The following is a 21,352-nucleotide window of genomic DNA, read 5'->3' as shown; positions in this document are numbered from 1 at the left end:
CCGGAACGTCTAGAGCATTCCCTTTTTCGGCCGCTGACAAGCCTCCATCGCCAATGGATGTTGGGGCAGGCGCTCGCGCCATCAGCGAACCCATCAGATTGCATCAGTTGCGGTGATTTTTCTTTGGGCAAGCAACGCCATCAGCCCATCGGCTTGCGGGCTTTGGGCAATGTCACGCTTGGCGTGGGCGCTAGATCAGGTTGGCCTTGGCGAGATCGCGCATGAGGTGGCTGGCGCCGTAGGTCCAGTGCGGGCAATCCGGCGACAGCCGCACCCGGTTGACCAGCGCGCCCAGCTTTTCGGACGAGATGGTGACGATGTCGCCGATCTTGTGCGTGAAACCCTTGCCCTTCTCGCCGCGATCCTTCGAGGGCACGAACATGGTGCCGAGATAGAGCGCCAGCCCGTCCGGATACTGGTGATGCGGGCCCATGGCGGCCTTGACCAGCTCTTCCGGCGAGCGGCTGATTTCCGCCATCGAGCTTGCCCCTTCCAGCGAAAACCCATCCTCGCCCTCGACGCTGAGACGCACCGTGGCGCGCTTCACGTCGGCGATTGCGAACGTCTCGTCGAACAGCCGGATGAAGGGTCCGAGCGAGGCGGAGGCGTTGTTGTCCTTGGCCTTGCCGAGGAGAAGAGCGGATCGCCCCTCGACGTCGCGCAGGTTGACGTCGTTGCCGAGCGTGGCGCCGACGATGCGGCCCGAACTGTCGGCGATCATGGCGATCTCCGGCTCCGGATTGTTCCAGGTCGAGACGGGGTGCAGCCCGACATCGGCGCCGAAGCCGACGGAGGCCATCGGCTGGCATTTGGTGAAGATTTCTGCATCCGGGCCGATGCCCACTTCCAGATATTGCGACCAGGCGCCGCGCGAAATCAGCTTGGCCTTGATCTCCATCGCTTCCGGCGAGCCGGGCTTCAGCTTCGACAGATCATGGCCGATCAGCCCGGCGATGTCGGCGCGGATAGCGTCGGCCTTCTCCGCCGAGCCGCGCGCCTGTTCCTCGATGACGCGTTCGAGCAGACTGACGACGAAAGTGACACCCGAGGCCTTCACAGCCTGCAGGTCGACGGGGGAAAGCAGGGTCGGCTTCGTCGCATCGCGCTTTGCTTCGAAGCTGTTTGCGGCAATGTCTTCCAGCGCGCCGATCGCCTTGCCCTTGGCCGAGCGCACGTAGCCGGCGGGATCCTTCAGCTCGCACAGGTCGCGCACCGTGGGCGCCGCGCTCGAGGTGATGTCAATGACCTCGCCGTCGCGCACCGTGACTACAAGCGGATGGGAGGCTTGGCTGGTCCTGGCGCGGCCGACGAAAAGGCCATCGGCGGGAAGGCGGGTCGGGTGGGTCATGGTTTTATCCTCTCGATTGGCGCGCGGCACTTTCCCCGGATTTAACGCAAAGGTCTATCCCGTCGATAGCCAGCTTATGGGCCATCGGCATGCTGTCACATAGCCAAGCCCGGACTGGCCCATCGACCACTCTTTCAAGTTTGTGAAATCGGCAATAGGATTTTCACGACACTTCAGCGCTTCAGGTGAACCACGTGCCCGCAGCCTTTTCCGATCCGATCTGGCGGAAGCCCAATACGGCCCCGGCATTTCAGTCCGAGCTGTCGGACGGCGGCACGCTCGACGCGATCATCGTCGGCGGCGGCATCATGGGCTTGTCGAGCGCCTTGCATGCGGCCCGCGCCGGTCTCTCGGTCCAGGTGCTGGATGCCGGCGCGATCGGTGAGGGCGCTTCGGGCCTCAATGGCGGCCAGGTCATCCCCGGCCTCAAATACGATCCCGAATGGCTGGTCGGGCATTTCGGCAGGGAGCGCGGCGAGGCCCTGGTCGACTTCGCCGCCTCGACGGCCGATGCCGTGTTCGATCTGATCCGCGACGAGAAGCTCGCGGTGCCGTTCACCCGCAATGGCTGGATCCAGGCCGCGCATACCGAGACCGCGTTGAAAGCGGCCGCCAATCGCGACCGGCAATGGCTGGCGCGCGGCGCCGACGTCAAGCTGCTCGACCGGGCTGAGATCGCGGCGATGACCGGCGCCAAGGGCTATTTGGGCGGCTGGCTCGACCGTCGCGCCGGAGCCATCGACCCGCTGTCCTACACGCTGGAACTGGCGCGTGTTGCCGCGGCGGCCGGCGCAAAGGTCGCCGAACGGCAGAAGGTGGTGAAACTCGCCAAGGAAGCCGGCCTGTGGCGGGTTTCGACACAAGACGGGACCGAGTTGCGCGCGAAGTCGGTCGTACTCGCCACCAACGCCTATACGGACGGCCTGCTGCCCGGCCTCGCCCGGACGATCGTGCCGCTGCATTCCTTTCAGATCGCCACCGCGCCGCTTCCGGCCGAGCTCGCGGCGGGCATCCTGCCGGGCGGGCAAGCCGTTTCCGATTCGCGTCGCATCCTCGTCTACTACCGCAAGAGCGCGGACGGCCGGTTGGTGCTCGGCGGTCGTGGCCGCATGGCGCTGCCTTCCAGCGCCGCCGACTGGGCGCATCTCGAACGCGCGCTCATTCGCCTCTATCCCGCGCTTGGCGGCATCACGATCGAAAAACGCTGGTTCGGCCGCGTGGCGATGACGCCTGATCACCTGCCGCATCTGCATGAGCCGGAAAAGGGCCTGCTCGCCGTGGTCGGCTGCCAGGGCAGGGGCGTCGGCTTGATGAGTGCGCTGGGAAAACGCATGGCGGATTATCTGCCGAGCGGCGACGCCAGGCAATTGCCGTTCCCGCTGTCGCCGATCCGGCCGATCCCGTTCCACGCCTTCCGCCAGGTCGGCGTCGCCGCCACCATCACCTGGTACCGTATGCTCGATGCATTCGAGCGCTGACGCTGAACGCGTGCAGTGCACAAGCGATTCCGCTTGACAGTTTCATGAATATGAAAAAGCATTAGATGATTTCAAAAAAACCGATGGGCAGCCCCCAATAAGGCAGTCAGATGTCCACCATCGTTGCAGCGCGGCCATCGCCGGAAACCCGCATCTCGCCGGTCTTCCGCTTCGCCATGCTGCTGCCGGGCGGGCTTGTCACCTTCTTCCTCATCCTGTTCGCGCTCGGCCTGGTGGTCTTCCTCGCCTTCAGGGGCAATGACGGCTCGCTACTCGGCGCCGGCTTGACGGCAGAAAACTTCGTTACCGTCACCACCGATCCGCTCTACTGGACGGTGACGCTGCGCTCGCTGATCATTGCCGGCCTGGTGACGCTGGCAACCGTCGTCACCGCCTATCCGGTTGCCTACTATCTCGCCTTCCATGCGGGGCGGCGGCGCAACCTGCTGCTCTTCCTGGTCACGCTGCCGTTCTGGACCAGCTATCTGCTGCGCGTTTTCGCCTGGAAGATCGTGCTTGCCTATAACGGCGTGCTGAATTCGGCTTTCATCGAAAGCGGCCTCTGGTCGGAACCGACGCTCGCCTTCCTCAACACGCCGGCCGCGGTGGTCGTCACACTCGCCCACGCCTACGCGCCCTTCGCCATCCTGCCGATCTACGTGGCGCTGGACACAATCCCGAAGTCGCTGCTCGAAGCCGCCTCCGATCTCGGCGCGCGGCCGTTCACGTCGTTCCGCCGTGTCGTGCTACCCAATTCGATGCCAGGCGTGCTGGCTGCAGCGCTCGTCGTCTTCGTGCCGACCGTCGGCGACTATGTCACGCCGGCCATGGTCGGCGGCCCGGCCAGCACCATGATCGGCACGCTGATCCAGTCGCAATTCGGCAAGGCCAATGACTGGCCGTTCGGCGCGGCACTCTCGGTCTGCGTAATGCTGGTGATCCTGTGCGTGGTTCTTCTCGCGCGCGGCGCCGACCGCAGATTTGGCAGCCGCACATGAGCGGCGCGCGCACCGACACCAATGCCGGCGGCCGCTGGCTCGGCTTCTATGTGCTAGCCTATCTGGTCTTCCTCTATCTGCCGATCCTTTTGATCCCGCTGTTTTCCTTGAACGATTCCATCCAGGCCGCGTTTCCGCTACAGGGCTTCACGCTTGGCTGGTACGAGACGCTCTACGACAATCCGGCGCTCTCCGGAGCGCTCGCCAACAGCCTCGTCATCGGCGTCATTGCCGCTTCCGGCGCGACGCTCTGCGGCATCACCGTTTCCTACATGGACCTCTACGGCCGTTCGCCGCTGGCGGCCACGATCAGCGCCGTCGCGCGGCTGCCGATCCTGATCCCCGGCGTCATCGTAGGCATTTCGCTCTTGATCCTGGTCAACCTCATCGGCCTCGGCCCGTCGCGCGTCGCCATCGTGCTCGGCCATATCCTGGTCGCCCTGCCGACGACGGTGGTGGTGATGCGCAGCCGCTTCGCAGCCATCCCGAAAACTATCCGCGAGGCGGCGCTCGACCTTGGCGCCTCGGACTGGACGACGTTCCGGCGCGTCATGCTGCCGCTGAGTGCGCCCGCCGTGCTGTCGGCCTTCATGCTCGCCTTCCTCACTTCCTTCGACGAGTTCATCGTCGTCTTCTTCCTCGCCGGCACCGAGCCGACGCTGCCGCTCTACATCTGGAGCCAGCTGCGCTTCCCACGCTCCCTGCCGACCGTGATGGCGCTCGGCACCGTGATCCTCACCGTGTCTTTCATTATCGCTGCGCTCGCCGAGATCCTGCGCCACCGCGGCCTCGGCGCCGCGCGCCGCAATCCAGCCTGAACCACAACAAGAAGAGGAGAACGGAAATGACATTCCACCTGAAATCGATCACCGGACATAAGGCCCGGGCCGGCCTTGCCGCATTGGCCTTGGCGCTGTCGTCGACGGTCGCGTTTGCCGCCGACAAGCTGCAATATTTCACCTGGTCGGGCTACGAGCTGCCCGATTTCAACAAGAGCTTCCTCGCCGCGCATCCGGACGGCGTCGAGGCGACGATCTTCGGCGACGACGACGATGCCTTCACCAAGGTCAAGGCCGGCTTCCGTCCCGACATCGCGCATCCCTGCTACGACAAGGTGGCGCGCTGGAACAAGGAAGGCCTGTTGCAGCCGATCGACACCAAGCGAATCAAGAATTGGGATTCGGTCTTCCCGGTGTTCAAGAACCTGCCGGACCTGCAGGCCGGCGACGGCAAGGTCTGGATGGTGCCGTGGGACTGGGGCAACACCTCGATCCTCTATCGCACCGATCTGGTGAAGAACCCCGAGGCGAGCTGGAACCTGCTGTGGGACAAGCAATATGCCGGCCGCATGGCGACCATCGACGCCGTGCACGACACGCCGATCGTCGCCGCACTGCTGGCGGGCGTGAACCCCTTCGACATGACTCCGGACCAGATGGACAAGGTTGCGGCAAAACTGCGCGAGCAGCGGCCGCTGCTGTCCAGCTACACCACCGACATGACCTCGGTCGAGCAGGCGCTGGCCAGCGGCCAGCTGGTCGCCGCCATGACCTGGAACGCATCCGCGACTTCGCTGAAGAAGCAGGGCGTTCCGGTCGAGTTCATGAAGCCGAAGGAAGGCATGCTGACCTGGGCCTGCGGCTTCGTCATGCTGAAGGACGCCAAGAACGTCGATCTCGCCTATGACTTCATCAACAGCCGGCTCGACGCCGACTCCGGCAAATATCTGATCCAGTCCTATGGCTATGGCAGCTCGCTCTCGACCGCTTTCGCCGGCGTGTCGAAGGACGAGCTGGACAAGCTGCAGCTGCCGGCGGACCCGGACGTGATGCTGAAGAGCACTATCTTCACCGGACCGATGAAGCAGAATGACGATGTGGCGAAGATGTTCGAGAAGGTGAAGGCGGGCGGCTGAGCGGCGCGGCCTCCCCTTCTCCCCTTGTGGGAGAAGGTGGATCGGCGCGCTAGCGCCGAGACGGATGAGGGGTGTTGGAAGGAATGAGACGTTAGCATTCTCTGGAACACCCCTCATCCGTCGCCTTCGGCGACACCCTCTCCCACGAGGGGAGAAGGGGGAGCCTGGCGGCGCTACGCTGCGCCGTAGAAAGACAACGAGGACCATTGCATGGATGTTTTTGACGAAGCCACCGAAAGGCCGAAAGACGATGCTGACGTCCGCGTCGGCCGGCGCGTGCGGGCGCTGAGGCTCGAGCGCAAGCTGTCGCTGGCCGAGCTTGCGGCCAAGGCCGGCATCTCCATCGGCGCGCTCAGCCAAATCGAGCGCGGCATGTCCTCGCTGCGCGTCAAGGTGATCTGGCCGCTCGCCGCCGCCCTCGACATTGAGCCTTCGGCGCTGATCGCCGACGGTAATGAAGCGGTCAACGACCTCTACTGCGTGCGGGCCGACAAGCGGCGCGCGATCCCTGTGAAATCCGAAGGCATCGCCAAGTCGCTTCTGTCGCCGCCCGCCGCGACGCTCACCGGCATGCTGGTGATGGTCGAGGCCGGTGGCGGCACGGCGGAAGCCTACGCCCATGCCGGCCACGAATTCGGCTTCGTGATGACAGGCGAGGTCGAACTGGTGGTCGACGCTACGACCTATGTGCTCAAGGCCGGCGACAGTTTTGCCTTCAAGAGCACGCTCTTGCATGCCTTCCGCAATCCCGGCGCCGAGCGCTGCCAGATCCTCTGGGTCAACACCACCAAGCCGTCCGAGGTGCGCGATGGCGCCTGATGCGCTCGTTCGGCTGCAGAAAGTTTCGAAGGTCTTTCCCGGCGGTATCGTGGGCCTCGATGCCGTCGATCTCGACATTGCGGCGGGCGAGTTTCTGACCCTGCTCGGCCCCTCCGGCTGCGGCAAGACGACGAGCCTGCGCGTCATCGCCGGATTCGAGAGCCCGACCAGCGGCAACGTCCTGCTCGAAGGCCGCGACATCACCGGCCTGAGACCCTTCGACCGTCCGGTCAACACCGTCTTTCAGGATTACGCGCTGTTTCCGCACATGGACGTCGCCGACAATGTCGGCTTCGGCCTGTCGCTGCGCAAGCTGTCCGGCATCGAGCAGGCCAAGCGTGTCGGTCAGGCGCTCGACATGGTCGGGCTCGCCGATAAGCTACGCGCCCGCATCTCCGAACTCTCCGGCGGCCAGCGCCAGCGCGTCGCGCTCGCCCGCGCCATCGTCTGTGAGCCGCGCGTGCTCCTGCTTGACGAGCCGCTGTCGGCGCTCGACGCGCATCTGCGCGAGCAGATGCAGGTGGAGCTCAAGCGGCTGCAGTCGCGGCTCGGCACCACCTTCGTCATGGTCACTCACGACCAGACCGAGGCGCTGTCGATCTCCGACCGCATTGTCGTCATGGACAAGGGGCGCATCGAGCAGATCGCGCCGCCCGCAACGCTTTACGACCGGCCCGCGACGAAGTTCGTCGCCTCCTTCATCGGCACGATGAATCTTCTGCAGTCGCGCTTTGTCGGCCGCGACGGCGAGCGCCTGCGCTTTGCCGCCGGCGAGCTGCCGCTGGAGGCTGTCTCGGACACCGGCGAGACGCCGGCCGTGGGCGATACGCGCACCATCGGCGTGCGCCCGGAGGATCTGCTGGCGGCCGCCGAAGCCGCCGAAGGCACTGCGCCGGCCAGGGTCAGCGGCATCGTCTTCCACGGCCGCTCGCTGCGCCTGCACGCCGAGCTGAAGCAGGGGACTGCGATCATCATCGATGCTCCGCGCCGCGCCGACGGTTTTCAATTCCGCATTGGCGACGTGGCGCATGTCAGCCTGCGCCGCGGCGCCAACTGCCCGATGCTTGCGAGCTGATGCGATAGAGAGCTTCGCTCACGACGCCTTGGCGAAAAACCCCTGGTAGTCGGACTTGGCTTGCAGCAGGCGCAGAATGTTCTCGCGCGAGCCGCGCACATGGGCGCGGGCGCGCTCGCCGGCCAAAGCGACGTCGCCGGCGCAGATCGCGTCGACAATGCCGGTGTGCTCCTCGCGCGTAAGCTTCCATTCGTCGAGCCACAGAAGCTCGGTCCAGACATATTGCTGACACTTGTCGAGTATGCCGCAGAGCATGCCGCAGAGCATCTCGTTGCCGCTGATTTCGGCGATCACCCGATGCAGGTCGATGCCGACCTGCAATTCCTCGAATTTCTCCCGGGTGCTGCGGTCGGGGATCGCCGCCAGCCGCTCGCATTCGGCAAGCATCTCACGCAGCCTCGCCTTGTCGGCGGCGGTCGCGTTGGCCGCCGCCAACTCGGTCGCGCGCCCGTCGAGCAGTTCGCGGATATCGAAGGCCTCGCGGAACATGGTCAGGTTGAACTCGGCGACGATATAGCCCTGGCGCGGACGCCCGATCACCAGCCCGTCGCGCTCGAGCCGGTTGAAGGCTTCGCGCACCGGGGTGCGGCTCACCTTGAGGCGTTCGGCCATGTCGGCCTCCGTCACGCGGCCGCCTGGCGGGATCTGCCCGGTGATGATCATCGCCTTCAGCTTCTCGAACACCGAGTCGCGCAGCGTGTTTTTCCGTTCCTTGCCCAAACTTCCCGCTCCAACGGTCTGTGACGGATTCGCAGTCTAGTGCCTTTTAGCGCCTGCTTGAAACAGGACAGTTTCGAGAAGCAGTCACCCGAAACGCGCTCCATTTCTCCCGTAGCCAAAAAAGCGATCATCCGAGTTGACATCGGCTCCCGCCGAATTACACTCAAAATTGTATACAAATTCGCATACCAAATCAACGATAACGGGAACACCGGTTGGAGAAGCGAAAATGACGAAGAGACTTTGCATTCGCGGCCTAGCGATCGCCGGGCTGCTGGCCTCGGTTGCCGTTCCGGCATCGGCCGCCGACACCATCACCGTCGCCTCATGGGGTGGCACCTACCAGGAAGCGCAGACCAAGGCCTTCTTCGATCCGACGGCCAAGGAGCTCGGCATCACCATCAAGCAGGACACCACCAACGGCCTCGACGACGTGCGCCTGCAGGTCACCGGCAATGCCGTCAAATGGGACGTCACCGAGCTTGGCGCAGACGAATGCGCGCGCGGTTCCAAGGAAGGCCTGTTCGAAAAACTCGACTACAGTCTCATCGACAAGAGCGGCATCAATCCGAAACTCGTCCATGACGACTGGGTCGGCGTCTCCTACACCTCGGTGGTGCTGATCTACCGCACTGATGTCTTCGGCGACAAGGGACCGAAGACCTGGGCCGATTTCTGGGACGTCGAGAAATTCCCGGGCCGCCGCGCGCTCTCCGGCAGCCAGGCGACCGAAACGCTGAGCGTTGCCGCGCTCGCCAAGGGCACCCCGATCGACAAGGTCTATCCGGTCGACATCGACGGCGCGCTGCAATCCGTCGACAAGGTCAAGGGCCATATCGACGCCTGGTGGACTTCCGGCGCGCAGGCCATGCAGCTCGTCAAGGACGGCGAGGTCGATATGGCGAGCATCTGGAACGGCCGCGCCGGCACTTTGAAGAAGGAAGGCGCGCCGGTGAGCTTCACCTTCGACCAGGGTGTGCTCACCGCCGACTGCCTGGTCATCCCGAAGGGATCGAAGAACAAGGATCTCGCCATGAAGGCGCTGGCCAAGTTCGTCAGCCCCGAACTCCAGGCCAATTTGCCGCTTTATGTCGACAACGGCCCGGCCAACGAGAAGGCGTTCGAGACCGGCAAGATCCCGCAGGAGCGGATCAAGGACATCAACTCCTCGCCTGAGAACGTCAAGAAGCAGGTGCTTCAGGATCCCGAGTTCTGGCGCGACAACCTCGTCGAGGCGACCGAGAAGTTCAACAACCTGATCCAGCAATAACGACTGCGTCGGAGCGACGCTCCGAGGCGTCGCTCCGCCCATTCCGCCGACCATGATCCGGAGTTGAAGGAGATGCTCTTGTCTCTTGCGCCGTCAGCGCTGCCCATCGGCATTCACGGCATCGAGAAGCGCTTCGGCGCCGTCTCGATCCTGAGCGACCTCAGCCTCGATGTCGCGGCGGGTGAATTCCTGACGCTGCTTGGTCCGTCCGGTTCGGGCAAGACGACGCTGCTGATGATCCTGGCCGGCTTCGTGCGCGCCAATGCAGGCTCAATCAAGGTCGGTGGCGAGGAGATCATCACCATGCCGCCGCACAAGCGCAACATCGGCATGGTGTTCCAGAACTATGCGCTCTTCCCCCATATGAACGTCTTCCACAACATCGCCTTTCCGCTCAAGCAACGGCGCGTGTCGGCGGCGGAAACGGCCGAACGTGTGGAGAGGGCGCTCGATCTTGTGCAGTTGAAAGGTCTGGGCGAGCGCCGCGTCGATCAGCTTTCCGGCGGCCAGCGCCAGCGCGTGGCGTTGGCTCGCGCCATCGTCTTCGAGCCGCGCATCGTCTTGATGGACGAGCCGCTGTCTGCGCTCGACAAGGGCCTGCGCGAGCACATGCAGATCGAATTGCGCAACCTGCATCGGCGGCTCGGCATGACGACGGTCTACGTCACCCATGACCAGCGCGAGGCGATCACTATGTCGGACCGCATCGCGGTCATGAATGCCGGGCGCATCGAGCAGATCGACCAGCCCGAGGCGCTCTACGCCAGGCCGAAGACGAAGTTCGTCGCTGGCTTCATCGGCGAATCCAACTTCATCCCGGTCGAAAGCCGCAACGGCAGCGTCTGGTATGAGGACAGAAAGCTTCGCATGAACGATCCGGCGCCGTCCGCCGGTCGGCATCTGATGGTGGTGCGGCCGGAAAAGCTGCGGCTGCTCACCGATGCGGATCAGGCAGGCATCAATGCGCTGCCGGCGACAGTCGGCGACGTCATCTATCAGGGCGACAGCTTCATCTGCTACGCGATGCTTCGCGACGGCCGCCAGGTGACGCTGCGCGACTATTGCCGCTCCGACGTGCTGGCGAAGCTGCCTGCGCCCGGCGAGCCGATCACGCTCGGCATCGATGCGCAGGATGTCGTGCTGGTGACGGACCGATGAGCGTCGAATCCGCCAGCCTCGGCCATGCCGGCAGGCCGGACGAGGTGCTGAACGCCGATGCATTGCGCGCCGATGCGCGGCGCCAGGCGCTCGGGCTGTTGGCGCTGCTGTCGCCCGGGCTGTTTCTGGTCTTCGCCGTCATCATCGTGCCGATCGGTTGGCTGTTCTGGCTCTCGCTCTTCGACGAGACCGGTGAGCTCAGCCTCGCCAACTATGCACGCTTCTTCGAGCAAGCGTCCTACATCAAGACCTTCGCCACCACCTTCAAGGTTGCCTTCGTCGTCACCGGGGCCTGCGTGCTGTTCGGCTATCCGCTGGCATACATGCTGTCGCAACTGCCGCGTCGCGCCGCCTCGGTCTGCCTGATCTTCGTCATCCTGCCGTTCTGGACCTCGGTGCTGGTGCGCACCTATGCCTGGCTGATCATCCTGCAGCGCAAGGGGCTGATCAACAATTGGCTGATCGACCTCGGCCTGATCGGCCAGCCGTTGCCGCTCGCCAACAACTTCGCCGGTGTCGTCATCGGCATGAGCCACATCATGCTGCCGTTCCTGGTGCTGCCGCTCTACGCCTCGATGAAGACGATCGACGTCGACTGCCTGCGCGCCGGCATGAATCTCGGCGCCAGCCCCGCCGCCACCTTCCGGCAGATATTCTTCCCGCTGTCGCTGCCTGGCCTTGCCTCCGGCGTGGTCATCGTCTTCGTGCTCTGCCTCGGCTTCTTCGTCACGCCGGCGCTGATGGGCGGCGGCAAGGTCATCATGTGGGCGATGCGCATGGAGCAGGCCGCCAGCCTCTATTCCAACTGGGGCGCGGGCGCGGCACTCGGCGTCGTGCTGCTCGCGGTCACGCTGGCGCTCCTCGGCCTGTTCCAGTGGCTGCTCGGCGCGCGCGCTACCGGCGTCTGGAGCCGGCGATGAGCGCGGAAAACAGTCTGCCCATCTCGCATTGGCAACGCCTGTGGCTGTATCTGCTTGGCGGTCTAGTCATGCTGTTCTTGATCGCGCCGTCGGTGATCATCGTCATCATGTCCTTCTCCGGCTCGACGCTGCTGCAGTTCCCGCCCGAGCAATGGTCGCTGCGCTGGTATGAGAGCTATTTCGGATCGGTGGAATGGCGCGACGCCACCATCGTCTCGGTCAAGGTGGCGGTGATGACCGCGATCGTAGCGACACCGCTCGGCACTGCCGCGGCCTATGCCATCAATGCCGGCACGCTGCGGCTGACCGGCGCCATCAACGCGCTGCTCACGGCATCGCTGATCATTCCGGTCATCCTGATCGGTATCGGCACCTTCTTCCTCTATGCCCGCATCGGCCTCAACAACACGCTGACCGGCCTCGTCATCGCCCACACGGTGCAAGCGTTGCCGCTGGTCGTGCTCACTGTCCTGTCCGGGCTGCGCTCCTACGACATGAACCAGGAGATGGTGGCGCGCAGCCTCGGCGCCGGGGGCTTCGCCGCCTTCTTCCAGGTGACCATGCCCCAGCTGCGCTTCTCGATCGTCTCGGGCGCGCTATTTGCCTTCATCACCTCCTTCGACGAGGTGGTGGTCTCGCTTTTCATCTCGGGCGGCGAGACCACGACGCTGACGCGCCGCATGTTCAATGCGCTGCGCGACCAGATCGATCCGACGATTGCCGCCATTTCGACTTGCCTGATCGTGCTTTCGATCGTCTTGTTGTCCGCCGCCCAGCTTTTCGGCCGCGGACGTTGAAGTTGAGGGGTACCAACACCAGCATGCGTGATTTCCAGTTCCCAGGCCGCTCGCCGGTCCGCGCCACCGAAGCCATGGCCGCGACCTCGCATCCGCTGTCGACGCTCGCCGCCGTCGAGATGCTGCGCTCCGGCGGCAACGCCATGGACGCGGCCGTCTGCGCCGCGGCCGTGCAGGCGGTTGTCGAGCCGCAATCGACCGGCATCGGCGGCGACTGTTTCGTCCTCTATTGCCCGAAAGGGCAGGGCGAGGTGATCGCCTTCAACGGTTCGGGGCGCGCGCCTCAGGCCGCGACGGTCGGCTGGTATCTCGAGCATGGCTTCAGCGAGCTGCCGAAGCAGGGCGCCCATGCGGTGACGATTCCCGGTGCCGTCGACGCCTGGTGCCGGCTGTTGGAGGACCATGGCCGCAAGGGCATCGCCGACGCGCTCGCGCCGGCTATCCACTATGCCAAAGAAGGCTATGTCGTGCATGACCGCGTCGCTTTCGACTGGGCTGATCCGGAAACCGATCTGTCAGCCGACGAGGTGGCAACCCGCATCTTCCTCCCGGGCGGCAAGCCGCCCAAGGCCGGCGACGTGCATCGCCAGCCGGAGCTCGCCGAGACATTGCGCATCATCGCCAAAAAGGGCCGCGCCGGCTTCTATGAAGGCGAAGTCGCGGCGGATCTGGTCGGCCGACTTCGCGCGCTCGGCGGCCTGCATACGCTCGACGATTTCGCAGCGACCAAGGGCGACTACAAGACGCCGGTCAGCACATCCTATCGCGGCTATGACATCCAGCAGATGCCGCCCAACAACCAGGGCCTGACCGCGCTGTTGATGCTCAACGTGCTCTCGGGCTTCGACCTTGGCGCGCTCGACCCGGATGGCGCCGAACGGCTGCATCTGGAGATCGAAGCCGGGCGGCTCGCCTACCGCGATCGCGACAACCTGCTTGCCGATCAGGACCATGTCGCGGTGCCGGTAAAGGAGCTGCTCTCCAGCGCCTATGCCAACCGGCTGCGTGCAGCGATCGACCCGGAGCGCGCCATGGCCGGATTGCCGCGCCTCGACCTGCCGGGCAGCGACACGGTCTATATCACCGTCGTCGACAGCGATCGCAACGCGGTGAGCTTCATCAACTCGACCTATTATTCCTTCGGCAGCGGCGTCGTCGGCCCGAAGACCGGCGTCGTGCTGCAGAACCGCGGCACCAGCTTCCGGCTCGATCCCAAGCATCCGAACGCGATCGCGCCCGGCAAGCGGCCGATGCACACGATCATGCCGGGCATGATGACGAGGAACGGTCGCGCGGTGATGCCGTTCGGCGTCATGGGCGGCGGCTACCAGCCCTTCGGCCACGTGCATCTTTTGACCAACATGATCGATTTCGGCATGGACCCGCAGCAGGCCCTGGATGCGCCGCGCGTATTCTACAATCTCGACGTGGTGGAGGCCGAGCGCAGCGTGCGCGCCGATGCCATCGAGGGCCTGCGTCGCCGCGGCCATCGCGTTGTCGAGCCGGATCATCCGCTTGGCGGCGGTCAGGCTGTGCTGATCGATTGGGAAAGAGGCACGCTGACCGGCGCCTCCGATCCGCGCAAGGACGGCCTGGCGCTCGGATATTGAGCAGCCCTTTGCTGGACAGCGGCCGACCGTTCGAAACATAGTCTGGAACCATGACAAACAGCGCAAATTCCATCGATCTCGCCCATCGCCTCGCTCCCGGCGCCGAAGACGCACCGGCCATCGCGGCGCCTGAACGGACCGCACTCTCGCATGGCAAGCTGCGCCGGCTGATTGGCGAGACGGTGTCGCGGCTCAACGCCTTCGGCATCGGCCGTGGCGATCGCGTCGCCATCGTGCTGCCCAACGGCTCGGAGATGGCGGCGGCTTTCATCGCGGTGGCAGCTGCTGCTTCCACCGCGCCGCTCAACCCGGCCTATCGCGCCGACGAGCTCGACTTCTATCTGAGCGACATCGGCGTCAAGGCGATCCTCGTCGGCAAGGACGAGGCTGGTCCCTCTGTCGAGGTCGCCGAGCGTCTCGGCATCCCCGTGCTGCGCCTGGTCGTGCCGGACGGCGCGCCGGCTGGTGTCTTCACGATCGAGGGCGATCCGGTCGGCCCACCGGTCGCGTCCGGACTGGCCGAGGGGGGCGACACGGCGCTTCTTCTGCACACCTCCGGCACCACCTCGCGCCCCAAACTGGTGCCGCTCAGCCATGCAAACCTCGCCGCTTCGGCGGCACATATCGGCGCCACGCTCGGCCTGACCACGGCCGATCGCTGCCTCAACATTATGCCGCTGTTCCACATCCACGGGCTGATCGCGGCGGTGCTGTCCTCGCTCGCCGCCGGCGGCAGCGTCTTCTGCACGCCGGGCTTCAACGCGCTGCGCTTTTTCCAATGGCTCTCCGAAGCGAAGCCGAGCTGGTACACGGCGGTGCCTACCATGCATCAGGCGATCCTGCCGCGCGCCGCGCGCAATCCCGAGCAACTGGCCGAAGCGAAGCTGCGCTTCATCCGCTCCTCATCGGCGTCCCTGCCGGCGCAGGTCATGGCCGAGCTCGAGGCGACATTCGGCTGTCCGGTGATCGAGTCCTACGGCATGACCGAGGCCGCGCACCAGATGGCCTCCAACCGCCTGCCGCCCGGCCAGCGCAAGCCGGGCAGTGTGGGCGCTGCGGCGGGACCGGAAGTCGCCGTCATGGCGCCGGATGGGCGGCTGCTCAAAGCGGGCGAAATTGGCGAGATCGTCATCCGCGGTCCGAACGTCACCGCCGGCTACGAGAAGAATCCGGACGCCAATGCCAGCGCCTTCGCCCATGGCTGGTTCCACACCGGCGACCAGGGCGTGCTCGACGAGGACAACTATCTGCGTGTCACCGGCCGGCTGAAGGAGATCATCAATCGCGGCGGCGAGAAAATCTCGCCGCTCGAGGTCGACGGCGTTTTGATGGATCATCCGGCGGTGGCGCAGGTCGTCACCTTCGCCATGCCGCATGACAAGCTCGGCGAAGAGGTCGCGGCGGCGATAGTGCTGCGCGAAGGGCAGAGCGCCAGCGAGGCCGACATCCGCGGCTTCGCGGCGACGCGGCTCGCCGATTTCAAGGTGCCACGCAAGGTGTTGATCCTGGACGAGATCCCGAAGGGCGCGACCGGCAAGTTGCAGCGCATCGGTCTCGCGGCAAAACTCGGTCTCGGCTGATGCGCATTGCAGTCTTCGGCGCCGGCGCGATCGGCGGCTACCTCGCCGCCAAGCTGGCGATCGCCGGCCAGGTCGATCTGTCGATCGTGGCGCGTGGCGCGCATCTCGAAGCGATCAAGGCCGGCGGCCTCCGTCTGATCGAGGATGGCAAGGAAACGGTCACGCGCATAAGGGCGGCGGCGCGAACCGAAGAGCTCGGCGTTCAGGACTATGTCGTGCTGGCGCTGAAGGCGCATTCGCTGGCGCCGGCGCTGGACGAGATCGCGCCGCTCTTGGGCGATGGGACCGCGGTGGTCACCATGCAGAACGGTGTGCCCTGGTGGTATTTCTACAAGGCCGGCGGCGCGCTCGAAGGTACCCGGCTCCATGCGGTCGATCCCGGCGGAGCGATCTGGCAGCACATCGGCCCTGAGCGCGTCATCGGCTCCGTCGTCTATCCGGCTGTCGAGGTCGATGCGCCTGGCCTGATCCGCCATGTCGAGGGCACGCGCTTTTCGCTCGGCGAGCCTTCGGGCGAGAAGAGCGAACGTGTGACTGCTCTGGCGCGCGAGATGGTCAAGGCTGGACTGCAGGCGCCGGTCCGCGAGGACATACGCTCCGAGATCTGGGTGAAGCTCTGGGGCAATCTTTCCTTCAACCCGATCTCGGCGCTGACCGGCAGCACGCTCGCGACAATCGTCGCCGACGAAGGCACGCGCGCGCTTGCCCGCGCCATGATGCTGGAAGCGCAGGCGATCGGCGAGAGCCTCGGCGTGCGCTTTCCCATCCCCGTCGACCGGCGCATCAAGGGCGCCGGCGACGTCGGCGAGCACAAGACCTCGATGCTGCAGGATCTGGAGCGTGGCCGTCCGATGGAGATCGATGCCTTGGTGGGCGCCGTGCAGGAACTCGGCCGCCTGACCTCTCGGCCGACGCCGACTATCGATAGCGTGCTGGCACTGGTGCGTCGCCTGGCGATCGAGCGCGGGTGTTGTTCTCCCTTGTGGATTGTTCCTGTTTTGTTCTAGTCTGATCCTTTGGACGATATCCGAAAGGGATCAGCCATGAATGGCCAGCTTACGTTCGGGACACAAGAGAACGGCCAGACTTATTTCGGCTGGGGCGAGTTGAAGGCCAGCGGGAAACGGAGGCGGACGAATGAGCCGCATATGTTTTATGGAATCCTGGTCGGAGAACCTACTGGCACCCTGCTCGAGCAATGGGCGAGGGGGTGTCGCCAAGAGTTCGGATTGCGGCAAGCTTGGCTAACTCCCGCCAAGCAAACGCACATTACCTTGATGGGCCTCGGCGACGGCAAGTCCCCATACGTGGTCGAGACGGCCTGCCGCGTCGGTTCGCTAATACAAGCGAAGCCCTTTGACGTTTGTTTCGACCGCTTGTCTGCTTTCGGCGGCGGAGCCCTTGTGCTTCGTAGCGGCGATCGTTCGCCGGCACTACAAGAGTTCTGGCGCAAACTCTCGGCCGTGGTTCACGACAGCCCGCTGCAACCTTTCGTGACCAATTCGCTGGAGCCGCATGTGACGCTGCTCCGCGATAGAGACGGCGTGCCAAAGATACCGGAGCGGCTCGTCGACCCCGTCAGGTGGACCGTGCGGAGTTTCGCGCTGATCCACAGCTGTGAGGGGAAATACGAATTTCCCGGTTTTTGGCGATTGAGCGGTCGGGACGACGCGCATGCCGTCATGTGAGCATCTAAATCGTCCGTATCGTCATTGCAGGCAGCCATCCTGACACGAATTGTCACCTGCGGAGCCACGTCCCAGTGGCAGACCGGCAATCGGTCCCTAATTGACGTCTAGTCCAAACAGGGAGGAAGTCATGACCACCGCGACCACCACGGATATTGCCAAGGATTTCACCGAACTCCTCAAGAAGGGCGACAGCCACACCGCTGCCGCGAAGTACAATGCCGACGACATCGTCAGCTACGAAGCGATGGAAGGCCCGATGGCCGTTTGCAGCGGCAAGGATGCCGTGAAGCAGAAGGGCGAGTGGTGGGAAGCGAACCACGAGGTTCATGGCGGCTCGGTCGAGGGCCCTTATGTCAACGGCGACCAGTTCGCCTTGCGCTTCAGCTTCGACGTGACGCCCAAATCCACCGGCGAACGCGTCAAAATGGATGAGGTTGGCCTCTACACGGTCAAGAACGGCAAAATCAGCGAAGAACGCTTTTACTATTGAGGCCGATCGGCGTCAGACGGCTCACTGCTTTCGCGACTTGAATTGAAGACCAGGCATGACGGCTGGACAATGCCCTGGCCGCCACGCCTGCGTCTCAAATCGTCTTTGCATACTCCGCAAGCTGGTCGGCCACCGTGCCCCAGCCGTCGAAGAAACCCATCTCCTCATGACTGTCGCGCGTCGCCTCGTCGCGGTGGATGGCGGTGGCGGCATAGCGCGTGCCTTTGCCCAAAATTCCGCCCGCCGCAAAGCGCTGGCAAAGCGGGCAGGGCAGGCCTAGGGTTCGGCCAGATTCGCAATCCATCCGCCCGAGGGTCTGTCTTGACGATCACCATGTATGGCATTACCACCTGCGACACGATCAAGAAGGCGCGCGTCTGGCTGGAGAGCCATGACGTCCCTTATCGCTTCCACGACTACCGGGCCGAAGGCATCGAGGCGGAGAAGCTGAACGGCTGGGTCGGCAAGATCGGCTGGGAGAAGCTGCTCAACAAGGCAAGCACGACCTTTCGCGAGTTGCCGGAGAAGGACAAGGAAGCGCTCGACGAGAAGAAGGCCAAGAAGCTGATGCTCGCCAAGCCGACCATGATCAAGCGGCCGGTGCTCGAGGTGGGCGAGCGCATTCTGGTTGGGTTCAAGCCGGAGGTCTACGAGGAGGCGGTTGGCGGGAAATAAGGCTCGATCTTCGTAAGCCGCGTTCCTTCGCTGTCCCGCCGGCATCTCGACGTTACGCCTTTAGGTACTCCGCCAGCACCACTGCATTGTTGTGCGCCTCGTCATGCGCGCCGTAGAGCAGCGTCACCTTGCCGTTGCCAAGCAGGTCGCGCAACTGCGCCACAGCCTCCTCGTTGCGGTCGAGCTCCGCCCGGTACCGCTTCTGGAACTCCGCCCAGCGCCCAGGCTCATGCCCGAACCATTTGCGCAGCTCGTCGCTCGGCGCGATGTCCTTGAGCCATAAGGTTAGCGCGGCATCCTTCTTGGCGACACCGCGCGGCCAGATGCGATCGACCAGCACCCGCTGGCCGTCGGTCTTCTCGGGCGTCTCGTAGACGCGCTTTGTCGCAATGTCGAAGGCCACTACGCCTCCTTTGCCAAGCAATTCCAGCGGTTGGGCTCGGCGACTTCGCCGTAGCCGTCCGTCCGGGAATTGCGCAAAACAATGAGTCCTGTCAGGCCCACTCGCCCTTGCGCATCACCGGCACGCGGCCGCCATCCTTGCCGACGCCGTCGATGTCGATCTTGTCCGAACCGATCATCCAGTCGATGTGGATAAAGCTCTTGTTGCCGCCGCGCTGCGCCATCTCATCCTGGCTGAGCGAAGCGCCGTTGACGAAGCACTTCGAATAGCACTGTCCGAGCGCGATGTGGCAGGCGGCGTTCTCGTCGAACAGCGTGTTGAAGAACAACAGGCCGCTCTTCGAGATCGGCGAGGAATGCGGCACCAGCGCCACTTCGCCGAGCCGGCGCGCGCCCTCGTCGGTGTCGAGCACCTTCTTCAAGACGTCCTCGCCCTTCGAGGCCTTGGCCTCGACGATCCGTCCGCCCTCGAAGCGCACCGAGATCTCGTCGATCAGCGTACCCTGGTAGGAGAGCGGCTTGGTCGACGAGACGTGACCTTCGACGCGCCAGGCATGCGGCGTGGTGAAGACTTCCTCGGTCGGGATGTTCGGGTTGCAGGTGATGCCGTTCTTCGCGGTCGAGGCGCCGCCCATCCACTCATGCCCCTCCGCCAGTCCGACCGTCAGGTCGGTGCCCGGCCCGGTGAAATGGAGGGAATGGAAATTATGCTCGTTCAGCCATTTCGTGCGCTCGGCCAGGGCAGCGTTGTGCGCCTTCCAGTTGCCGATCGGATCCTCGACATCGACGCGCGAGGCGGAGAAGATGGCATCGGCAAGCTTCGCCACCGCGACGTCGTCGGGCTCCCCCGGGAATACCTGCTTTGCCCAGGCAAGGTCCGGATAGGCGACGATGTTCCAGTTGATGTCGAAGCCGGTGATCTTCTCCAGCGCCGGCTGGTAGGCCATCGAGTTCGCCTTGTTGGCGCGCGCCACCTTGGCCGGGTCCTGCGCCGAAAGCAGCGACGGGTCCTCGCCGCGCACCGCAAGCCGCGCCGCATTGTTGGCGAAGGCCTTCGCCATGCCTTCGTACAGCCAGCCGGCGGCGCGGTCGAAGCCGGCGTCGGCGCCGTAGCGGAAGCGCGCCAGCGTGATCTCGTCGTCGTTGAAGATCGGCGTCACCAGCCCGGCGCCGGCCTTGTAGGCATGCTCGACGATGCGCCGGGTGAGAGGCAGCGCCGCGATCGACGAGGTCAGCACGAGGTCCTGTCCCGGCTGCAGCTGCAGCCCGACCTTGACCGCCACTTCGGCCAGCCTGTCGAGCTTCACCAGGTCGATTGTTGCCGAGACGCCGCGCGAATGTGTGGTCATGATCCTGCCTGCCATTATGTTGGGGTCTTGTCCTTACATAGACCGCTGCGGCTGGCCTTTCCACCGAGATCGACTGGGCCTGATTTACGCGGCGCTGTCCAACGCCCGGAACTGCGCCATGGTCGCCTCGATCTCCTCGCGGATCCAGGCCTTGAAGTCCCGCACCTTGCGGCTTTCGCTTTTCGTCTGCGACGTCACCAGCCAGTAGCCGAGCCCGCTCTCGGCCCGCACGCCGAAGGGCGCGACCAGCCGGCCGTCGGCCAGCGCATCGGCGGTCAGCAACTGCCAGGCGAGCATCACGCCGTGGCCGGCGATCGCCGATTCCAGGCAAAGCATAGGATCGGTGAACCGCGCGCCCTTGAGGAAGGTGACCGGCTCGACGCCAGCCGCCTCGAACCAGCTGTCCCAGCTGATCATCGCCCGCTCGTCGGTGATGGCGCAGGTCTGCGCCAGATCCTCGATCGACTTCAGCTTGGCCGCGATCGACGGCGCGCAGACCGGAAACACCTCTTGCGCGAGCAGCAGTTCCGCCCGGCCGCCTGGCCACTTGCCGTCGCCGAGCCGAATGGCGATGTCGATGTCGGAATGGTCGAGATCTGCGATCCGGGCGGAGGCGTCGATGCGCAAGAGCACGTTCGGATGCCGGGCGAAATGCCGCGACAGCCTGGGCAGAAGCCATTTCGAGGCGAAGGCCGGCGCCACCGAGACCACCAGCGTGCATTCCGTCGCTTCGCCGGCCAGTGCCACCGCTTGCGCCAGCTCGCGAAAGCCGGCGCTCAGCCGGGCCGTGAAGACAGCGCCGAACTCGGTCGGCACCAGCCCGCCAGGCGTTCGCTCGAACAGCGCCTGTCCCAACTGCTTTTCCGTGCGCTTGATCTGCTGGCTGACGGCGCTGGCCGAGACGTTGAGCTCGGCGGCCGCGGCGGCGAGCGAGCCAAGCCGCGCTACGGTTTCGACGGCGCGCAGGCCGTTGAGATGGACGCTGTTCAGCATAGCCATTCAGTTTTTCTAAACCGGCAGGAGCGAAATCTCAATTGAAACCTGGATGGGAAAGGCG

The 21,352-nt window shown here is 64.7% G+C and carries 21 protein-coding genes and 1 pseudogene; 16 read left to right on the top strand and 6 right to left on the bottom strand.

Going from position 1 to position 21,352, the window contains the following annotated elements; translation table 11 throughout:
• Positions 1-190: 190 nt before the first annotated feature.
• Positions 191-1,348, bottom strand: a complete 1,158-nt coding sequence (locus tag P9236_RS04540; RefSeq protein ID WP_278073396.1) for a fumarylacetoacetate hydrolase family protein — start codon at positions 1,346-1,348, stop codon at positions 191-193.
• Between the two features lie 194 nt (positions 1,349-1,542).
• On the opposite strand from P9236_RS04540, the gene P9236_RS04535 reads away from it, so the two are divergent.
• From P9236_RS04535 to P9236_RS04510, 6 genes are all read left to right on the top strand, one after another.
• Positions 1,543-2,826: an FAD-dependent oxidoreductase gene (locus tag P9236_RS04535; protein ID WP_278073395.1), complete on the top strand. Its 1,284-nt coding sequence runs from the start codon at positions 1,543-1,545 to the stop codon at positions 2,824-2,826.
• 110 nt (positions 2,827-2,936) lie between these two features.
• Complete coding sequence (locus tag P9236_RS04530; protein ID WP_278073394.1) at positions 2,937-3,824, top strand: ABC transporter permease; 888 nt, start codon at positions 2,937-2,939, stop codon at positions 3,822-3,824.
• Positions 3,821-4,642 (top strand): ABC transporter permease, encoded by an 822-nt coding sequence (locus P9236_RS04525; protein WP_278073393.1) that lies wholly within the window; start codon positions 3,821-3,823, stop codon positions 4,640-4,642. The genes P9236_RS04530 and P9236_RS04525 overlap by 4 nt, the downstream gene beginning before the upstream one ends.
• 26 nt (positions 4,643-4,668) lie before the next feature.
• Positions 4,669-5,739, top strand: a complete 1,071-nt coding sequence (locus tag P9236_RS04520; protein WP_278073392.1) for an ABC transporter substrate-binding protein — start codon at positions 4,669-4,671, stop codon at positions 5,737-5,739.
• A gap of 210 nt (positions 5,740-5,949) precedes the next feature.
• Positions 5,950-6,558 carry a cupin domain-containing protein gene (locus P9236_RS04515; RefSeq protein WP_278073391.1) on the top strand — a complete coding sequence of 203 codons (609 nt, stop codon included), beginning with the start codon at positions 5,950-5,952 and terminating at the stop codon, positions 6,556-6,558.
• Complete coding sequence (locus tag P9236_RS04510; RefSeq protein WP_278073390.1) at positions 6,548-7,633, top strand: ABC transporter ATP-binding protein; 1,086 nt, start codon at positions 6,548-6,550, stop codon at positions 7,631-7,633. The genes P9236_RS04515 and P9236_RS04510 overlap by 11 nt, the downstream gene beginning before the upstream one ends.
• A gap of 18 nt (positions 7,634-7,651) precedes the next feature.
• Here the strand turns inward: P9236_RS04510 and P9236_RS04505 are convergent, their stop codons facing one another.
• Positions 7,652-8,353 (bottom strand): GntR family transcriptional regulator, encoded by a 702-nt coding sequence (locus tag P9236_RS04505; protein WP_278073389.1) that lies wholly within the window; start codon positions 8,351-8,353, stop codon positions 7,652-7,654.
• Between the two features lie 229 nt (positions 8,354-8,582).
• On the opposite strand from P9236_RS04505, the gene P9236_RS04500 reads away from it, so the two are divergent.
• The 9 genes from P9236_RS04500 to P9236_RS04460 all read left to right on the top strand — a co-directional run bounded on the left by P9236_RS04500 (position 8,583) and on the right by P9236_RS04460 (position 17,869).
• Entirely contained in the window at positions 8,583-9,623 is a 1,041-nt protein-coding gene (locus tag P9236_RS04500; RefSeq protein ID WP_278073388.1) for an ABC transporter substrate-binding protein, read from the top strand.
• A gap of 78 nt (positions 9,624-9,701) precedes the next feature.
• Positions 9,702-10,781: an ABC transporter ATP-binding protein gene (locus P9236_RS04495; protein WP_278073387.1), complete on the top strand. Its 1,080-nt coding sequence runs from the start codon at positions 9,702-9,704 to the stop codon at positions 10,779-10,781.
• Positions 10,778-11,701, top strand: a complete 924-nt coding sequence (locus P9236_RS04490; protein WP_278073386.1) for an ABC transporter permease — start codon at positions 10,778-10,780, stop codon at positions 11,699-11,701. The genes P9236_RS04495 and P9236_RS04490 overlap by 4 nt, the downstream gene beginning before the upstream one ends.
• Positions 11,698-12,498, top strand: a complete 801-nt coding sequence (locus P9236_RS04485) for an ABC transporter permease (RefSeq protein ID WP_278073385.1) — start codon at positions 11,698-11,700, stop codon at positions 12,496-12,498. Before P9236_RS04490 ends, P9236_RS04485 begins: the two co-directional genes overlap by 4 nt.
• Before the next feature lie 23 nt (positions 12,499-12,521).
• Complete coding sequence (ggt, locus tag P9236_RS04480) at positions 12,522-14,108, top strand: gamma-glutamyltransferase (RefSeq protein ID WP_278073544.1); 1,587 nt, start codon at positions 12,522-12,524, stop codon at positions 14,106-14,108.
• A gap of 50 nt (positions 14,109-14,158) precedes the next feature.
• Positions 14,159-15,688, top strand: coding sequence for an acyl--CoA ligase (locus P9236_RS04475; RefSeq protein ID WP_278073384.1), 1,530 nt, complete (start codon positions 14,159-14,161; stop codon positions 15,686-15,688).
• Positions 15,688-16,695 carry a 2-dehydropantoate 2-reductase gene (locus P9236_RS04470; protein ID WP_278073383.1) on the top strand — a complete coding sequence of 336 codons (1,008 nt, stop codon included), beginning with the start codon at positions 15,688-15,690 and terminating at the stop codon, positions 16,693-16,695. Before P9236_RS04475 ends, P9236_RS04470 begins: the two co-directional genes overlap by 1 nt.
• 36 nt (positions 16,696-16,731) lie before the next feature.
• On the top strand, positions 16,732-17,376 hold the full coding sequence (locus tag P9236_RS04465) for a 2'-5' RNA ligase family protein (protein WP_278073382.1): 645 nt from the start codon (positions 16,732-16,734) through the stop codon (positions 17,374-17,376).
• 130 nt (positions 17,377-17,506) lie between these two features.
• The gene (locus P9236_RS04460) at positions 17,507-17,869 is read left to right on the top strand and encodes a nuclear transport factor 2 family protein (protein WP_278073381.1); all 363 of its coding nucleotides are present in this window, start codon (positions 17,507-17,509) and stop codon (positions 17,867-17,869) included.
• A 94-nt stretch (positions 17,870-17,963) separates the two neighbouring features.
• On the opposite strand, the pseudogene P9236_RS04455 reads toward P9236_RS04460, so the two are convergent.
• A pseudogene (locus P9236_RS04455) lies at positions 17,964-18,098 on the bottom strand (polyketide cyclase); the annotation flags it as partial.
• Between the two features lie 92 nt (positions 18,099-18,190).
• Here P9236_RS04455 and P9236_RS04450 point away from each other — a divergent pair.
• Positions 18,191-18,544, top strand: coding sequence for an ArsC family reductase (locus tag P9236_RS04450; protein ID WP_278073380.1), 354 nt, complete (start codon positions 18,191-18,193; stop codon positions 18,542-18,544).
• Positions 18,545-18,596: 52 nt separating this feature from the next.
• Here P9236_RS04450 and P9236_RS04445 read toward each other — a convergent pair whose 3' ends face one another.
• The 3 genes from P9236_RS04445 to P9236_RS04435 all read right to left on the bottom strand — a co-directional run bounded on the left by P9236_RS04445 (position 18,597) and on the right by P9236_RS04435 (position 21,294).
• The gene (locus P9236_RS04445) at positions 18,597-18,947 is read right to left on the bottom strand and encodes a DUF488 domain-containing protein (protein WP_278073379.1); all 351 of its coding nucleotides are present in this window, start codon (positions 18,945-18,947) and stop codon (positions 18,597-18,599) included.
• A 91-nt stretch (positions 18,948-19,038) separates the two neighbouring features.
• Positions 19,039-20,295, bottom strand: a complete 1,257-nt coding sequence (locus P9236_RS04440) for an aminopeptidase (RefSeq protein ID WP_278073378.1) — start codon at positions 20,293-20,295, stop codon at positions 19,039-19,041.
• Between the two features lie 84 nt (positions 20,296-20,379).
• Positions 20,380-21,294 carry a LysR substrate-binding domain-containing protein gene (locus P9236_RS04435; RefSeq protein ID WP_278073377.1) on the bottom strand — a complete coding sequence of 305 codons (915 nt, stop codon included), beginning with the start codon at positions 21,292-21,294 and terminating at the stop codon, positions 20,380-20,382.
• Between the last annotated feature and the right edge of the window lie 58 nt (positions 21,295-21,352).

Source organism: Mesorhizobium sp. WSM4884 (assembly GCF_029625675.1).
Lineage (GTDB): Bacteria > Pseudomonadota > Alphaproteobacteria > Rhizobiales > Rhizobiaceae > Mesorhizobium.
This window is presented reverse-complemented; position numbering and strand designations above follow the sequence as displayed.